This is a genomic window from Mycobacterium sp. (assembly GCF_052144515.1).
In the GTDB taxonomy this organism is placed as follows: Bacteria; Actinomycetota; Actinomycetes; order Mycobacteriales; family Mycobacteriaceae; genus Mycobacterium.
The window spans coordinates 1-4,562 of record NZ_JBKQQD010000347.1 but is presented as its reverse complement, the minus strand read 5'-3'; the positions used below and the strand labels follow the sequence as shown (position 1 = coordinate 4,562).

General features: G+C 66.8%; 5 protein-coding genes and 1 pseudogene. 5 read left to right on the top strand and 1 reads right to left on the bottom strand.

Annotation, left to right across the window (positions count from 1 at the left end):
* The 4 genes from ACLP9N_RS22850 to ACLP9N_RS22835 form a co-directional block, all read left to right on the top strand.
* On the top strand, positions 1–240 hold a 240-nt coding region (locus ACLP9N_RS22850), incomplete at its 5' end, for a helix-turn-helix domain-containing protein (RefSeq protein ID WP_442409529.1).
* Entirely contained in the window at positions 224–520 is a 297-nt protein-coding gene (locus tag ACLP9N_RS22845; protein WP_442409528.1) for a hypothetical protein, read from the top strand. The genes ACLP9N_RS22850 and ACLP9N_RS22845, both read left to right, overlap by 17 nt.
* A gap of 6 nt (positions 521–526) precedes the next feature.
* Positions 527–2,380, top strand: coding sequence for a recombinase family protein (locus ACLP9N_RS22840; protein ID WP_442409527.1), 1,854 nt, complete (start codon positions 527–529; stop codon positions 2,378–2,380).
* Positions 2,377–3,459: an IS630 family transposase gene (locus tag ACLP9N_RS22835; protein WP_442409526.1), complete on the top strand. Its 1,083-nt coding sequence runs from the start codon at positions 2,377–2,379 to the stop codon at positions 3,457–3,459. Before ACLP9N_RS22840 ends, ACLP9N_RS22835 begins: the two co-directional genes overlap by 4 nt.
* A gap of 295 nt (positions 3,460–3,754) precedes the next feature.
* Here ACLP9N_RS22835 and ACLP9N_RS22830 read toward each other — a convergent pair whose 3' ends face one another.
* Complete coding sequence (locus tag ACLP9N_RS22830) at positions 3,755–4,042, bottom strand: hypothetical protein (RefSeq protein ID WP_442409525.1); 288 nt, start codon at positions 4,040–4,042, stop codon at positions 3,755–3,757.
* A gap of 152 nt (positions 4,043–4,194) precedes the next feature.
* Between ACLP9N_RS22830 and ACLP9N_RS22825 the strand changes: the two are divergent.
* Positions 4,195–4,562, top strand: a pseudogene (locus ACLP9N_RS22825) (integrase catalytic domain-containing protein); the annotation flags it as partial.

Genomic DNA, 4,562 nt, shown 5'->3' with positions numbered 1-4,562 from the left:
GCGGTGGACCGCGACGGGCTGGGCGGGCTAGTGCCGGCCAAGCCCGGGCCGCGGCGCGCGCACAAGCTCACCGAGGAGGTCGTCGCCTACGCGCAGCGTCTGCGCGAGGCCGATCCGTCGGTGGGGTCGGCGCGGCTGGTGACCGTGATCGCCGAGAAGTTCGCGATCAGGGTGCACCCACGCTCGGTAGAGCGAGCGCTGGCCCGCGCGAAAAATCCCAAAAGTGGAGGAGCGCAATGAGATCGGCGAAGGTCCCGACAGCAACGACCACGCCGTCGGCGGTTACGAGCAGCTGCGCCAGCGGGCGTTGTCCGGCGACGTCGACGGCTGGCGGCTCGGCCTGGGTGTGCTGCAGCACCGCGGGGTCGCCGCATGGCTGCGGATCGGCAAGGCAGCGACGGTTGCGGCCGTCCCGCCGCCGACGCCGGCCGCGACATTGCCGCCGGTCGCAACCGGTGTCGACGCCGAACTGGTCGGGTTGCTGGCGTCGATGGCGGTCGCTGTCGCGGCGCGGGGGTAAGCGGGCATGAGCGAGCAGGCCGCTGCGAAGGTGACCGGTGCGCACCTGGCGCGCACCGCCTACCTGTATGTGCGTCAGTCCACGTTGCGGCAGGTGCTGACCAACACCGAGTCCACCGCCCGCCAGTACGCGTTGCGGCAGAAGGCGATCGCGCTGGGCTGGGAAGCCGAGCACATCGTCACCATCGACACTGACCAGGGCCAATCCGGTGCCAGCGCCGCCGACCGTGAAGGATTCCAGCGGCTGGTCGCCGAGGTCGGCATGGGCCGCGCCGGGATCGTGTTAGGCCTGGAGGTGTCCCGGCTGGCCCGCAACAACGCCGACTGGCACCGACTGCTGGAGATCTGCGCCATGTCCGCGACGCTGATCTGCGACGAGGATGGGCTCTATGACCCGACCGACTTCAATGACCGGCTGCTGCTGGGCCTCAAGGGCACCATGAGCGAGGCCGAACTGCACTTCATCCGGGCCCGCCTCATCGGCGGACAGCTATCCAAGGCCCGCCGCGGCGTGCTACAGATGCCGCTGCCGGTCGGGCTGGTCTACGACCCCGCCGGCAAGGTCGTGCTCGACCCCGATACCGGTGTGCAACAAGCGATCCGGCACGTGTTCACCCTGTTTGCTCGCACCGGCTCGGCACGCGCGACCGTGCAACAGTTCAACGCCGACGGGCTGCTGTTCCCGGTGCGGGTGCGCACCGGCACGCACAAGGGCGAGCTGGCCTGGATGCCGCTACAGCACTGGCGGATACTGCGCACCCTGCACAATCCCCGCTACGCCGGCGCGTTCGCCTACGGCCGCCGGCGCGAACGCCTCAACCACAACGGCAAGAAGACCCTCGAGACCCTGCCCCGCGAGCAGTGGATCGCCCTGATGCCCGACGCCCACCCCGGCTACATCAGCTGGGGCCAGTACGAAACCAACCAGAAACTGTTGCTGAGCAACGCGACCGCACACGGTGAAGACCGCACCGCCGGCCCCGCCCGGGAGGGCGCCGCGCTACTGCAGGGGCTGGCCATCTGCGGGCGCTGCGGGCGCCGGATGACGGTGCGCTACCACACCCGCCGCGGCGTCGAGATCCCCGACTACCAGTGCATGAACCGCTGCATCCAAGACGGCGCACCCCGCTGCCAGAGCGTGCCCGGCGGCGTCGTCGACGACGCCGTCGGCCCCCTGCTGCTGAACACCCTCACCCCCCACGCGCTCGAGGTCGCGCTCACCGTGCGGGCCGAACTCGACACCCGCGCCGCCGAAGCCGACGCGCTGCGCCGCGGCCATGTCGAACGCGCCCGCCACCGCGCCGACCTGGCGCGCCGGCGCTACCTGGCCGTCGACCCCGACAATCGACTCGTCGCCGACAGCCTCGAAGCCGATTGGAACAACGCGCTACGCGCCCTGCACACCGCACAGGAAGACTACGAACGCGCCAACGCCGCCACCCAAGCCGCACTCACCGACCAAGTCAAAGACCGAATCCGTTGCTTGGCAACCGATTTCCCCGCCCTCTGGTCCAAACCCGACACCCCGCAGCGGGACCGCAAACGCATGGTCCGCCTCCTCGTCGACGACGTCACCCTGCACAAAACCGACCACATCCAGCTGCACGTGCGACTCCGCGGCGGGCAGACCACCAGCCTCACCGTGGCGATCCCGCCAAAGGCCTGGCAGGTCCGCCAAACCCACCCCAACACCCTCGCCGCTCTCGACCAGCTCCTCGACACCCACACCGATGCCGAGACCGCCGCCGCGCTCAACACCGCCGGCCACCGCTCGGGCGAAGGTAAACCGTTCACCGCGCGCATCGTGCTAGTGGTGTGTCTCGCAAATAATCGGGGTTTATTCGGTAGAATCCGTGTATGAGGAAGCCTGTTGTTGCGTTGGAGATTTCTGATGGGCAACGTGAGTTGCTCGAGTCGTTGGCCCGATCGCAGTCGGGTGCCCATCGCGAGGTCGTGCGGGCGAAGGCGTTGTTGATGGCGGCAGACGGAGCGGCCAATACCGCTGTTGCGCGGGCATTGTCGGTGTCGCCGGCATCGGTGGCGAACTGGCGTGCGCGGTTCGCCGAGGACGGTGTGGCGAAATTGGGGGAAGTCCGCAAAGGCCGGGGCCGCAAGCCCTCGATCCCGCAGGAGACGATCGAGGAGATCCTGGATCTGACCCAGAACCACCGTCCGCAGGGACAGACCCACTGGAGCTGCAGGACGATGGCGCAGGCGGTCGGGGTCTCCAAGGACACCGTGCAGCGGGTGTGGTCGGCCCGCGGGCTCAAACCCCACCGGATCGAGACGTTCAAGCTGTCTAACGACCCCCGCTTCGACGAGAAGCTCGTTGACGTCGTCGGTTTGTATTTGAACCCGCCGGAGAAGGCGATCGTGTTGTGCGCCGACGAAAAGTCTTCTGTGCAGGCCCTGGATCGCACCCAGGCGTCGTTGCCGATGGTCCCGGGCCGCGCTCAGACAATGACCCATGACTACAGGCGCCACGGCACCACCACGTTGTTCGCCGCCCTCGACGTGCTCACCGGCACGGTCATCGGACAGTGCCTGCCCCGCCACCGCCACCAGGAGTTCTTGAAGTTCTTGCGCACCATCGACCGTGAGGTGCCCAAGGACTTGACGATTCATCTGATCGTCGACAACTACGCCACCCACAAGCACCCCACCGTGCAGGCCTGGGTCGACAAACACCCCCGGTTCCAGTTCCATTTCACCCCGACCTCCTCGTCGTGGCTCAACCTCGTCGAACGCTGGTTCCGCGAACTCACCGATAAAGCGCTGCGGCGCGGGGTATTTCATTCCGTGCCCGACCTGATCGCCTCGATCGAGGAATACCTCAACGCGCACAACGACGATCCCCGTCCCTACGTCTGGACCGCGACCGCCGAATCCATCCTTGCCAAAGTCGCCCGCGGGCGCATAGCCCTCGAAAAAGTCAGCTAAATCCGAGACACACCACTAGAATCGCTGCGTCTTCTGCGAATGACGCGGCAGCACATAATTGGGCGCCATCCAAAAGAACTCGATGGTAGTGGGGCCGGTCTCGCCCGGTTCGCCGAATATGCGAATAGCCCTGCTTCATCGCTCGCGCTGTCGACGAGGCCGCGCCTAGCCTCGAACAGACTCCAGCGTCGCGACCTCAATCGGCTGCCGCGGTCGACTGCGGGATCAAGTCAGTCCACCCCGACCGTGCGAAAGGTGTCAGGTCGGGGTGGATGAGACGGCGTTCCTTGCGTCGCTATTTGCTTTTGCTTTCGGCCAGGTGGTTGACCTTCTCGGTTAGCTCCTTGACGGCGGAGCGCAGACTAATGAGGTCGTCCTCGGTCTCACGCTCGTCGCGCCGTCCCCGGTAGTCCCGGTCGTAGCCCCGGTCCCGGTAGCCCCGGCCCCGGTAGCCCCGGTCGTAGTCCCAGTCGTCGTCCCGATCGAGCTCGTCGTCGACGTAGTCCTTCAAGTCGTCCGTGAAATCGCCCAACAGGTTGGTGATTCCGCGGCCACCGCTGCGGCCTCGTCTGTTATACGCCATGATATGTCTCCGATCGATTTCGCGCACCAACCGGTGCGTCGTTACAAGTTACGTACGAGTTACGAAGTCTAGTAGGATCTAGCGCATGCGTCTAGGCCGTAACTAAACGATCGTTAGCGTACTCGCGGGCGGACAAGGCCGGCAAGGGCAGGATCCTCGACGAGTTGTGCGCCACCACCGGTTGGCATCGCAACCACGCCCGCAAGGCACTCAAGGCAGCGTTGCGGCCGAAGCTGGTCAAGCCCCGACCGCCGAGGCCGCCGAAGTACGGGGCGAAAGTCGTTGCGGCGCTGGTATTCTGCTGGGCGGTTCTGGGCATGCCGGCGGGCAAGCGGCTGGCGCCGGTGCTGGGCGAGCTGGTGCCGATTTTGCGGCGGTTCGGCGAGCTGGACGTCGACGATGACACCGCGGCGCTGCTGGTGTCGATGTCGGCGGCCACCATCGACCGCCGGCTGGCGCCCGAGCGCAAGCGCCACCAGCTTAAGGGCCGCAGCCGCACCAAGCCTGGGACGCTGCTGAA